Origin of the sequence: Tsukamurella sputi (genome assembly GCF_007858445.1) — a bacterium.
GTDB lineage: Bacteria > Actinomycetota > Actinomycetes > Mycobacteriales > Mycobacteriaceae > Tsukamurella > Tsukamurella sputi.
In genome coordinates this window covers 1-691 of sequence record NZ_VIGV01000052.1, presented here as the reverse complement: position 1 = coordinate 691, position 691 = coordinate 1, and the positions used below count along the sequence as shown (strand labels likewise).

At 71.5% G+C, this 691-nt stretch carries 1 protein-coding gene; it reads left to right on the top strand.

Annotated features, from left to right (window positions below; all coding sequences use genetic code 11):
• Nucleotides 1-266: 266 nt before the first annotated feature.
• A partial coding sequence (locus FK268_RS23115) for a DUF6098 family protein (RefSeq protein ID WP_193560322.1) occupies nucleotides 267-691 on the top strand: 425 nt, incomplete at its 3' end.

Sequence of the window (691 nt, the reverse complement as noted above, 5' to 3'; positions counted from 1 at the left end):
ACTGGCTGTGGTCCCTGCTCCCCGTTCGGTGGGAGCACATGCAGGCGGCGAGCGGGTGGACCGGACGTCTCGGTCGCCGATGGCTCCAGGCGGGCAGGTGGGAACCGGTGCATCCGCGGGAACCGGTACGGACCGGGTGGATGCCGGGGGTACCCGGCGGTGGAAGTGGCCGGTAGGTCCCGCCGAGCGTGTTTCGCTGCGTCCCGGAACGGGTACGGGCCGGATCGAGTCGGTGTTCGGGTCCTCGAACACGGAGGGGAGCGCTGGTGAGGGACGAGGTGCGAGGCGGAGGCCCGGACGAGGAGCCACTGTTCGCCTGGCGAGGTGAGGAGCGCGAAGTCCCGGTCATCGGCGAGCTCGCGGCCCTGGTCCACGAGGTCGACGCACGACGCGTCCTGTACGTCCGCTACTCCGAGGGACCCGACGCCGATCGCCGGAACGGCCCGAGCCGGGACTACGAGGCCGAGTACGTCCTCCCCGGCCTGTCCGTCGCCACGCTCACACCGGAGCCGTGGTGGTCCCTCGAGACGCGGACCTGGGTGGTCCGTCGTGTCTGCACGTATCGGGAACTCGACGTCGCCGACAGGTACGCCTGGGTCCTGACGGGACGGCAGGTCGGACGGGGACCGGACCACGAGCCCTTGGTGCGCTCCGTCAGCCCGGTCGGGCGGCTGACCCGAGCACTGATCGC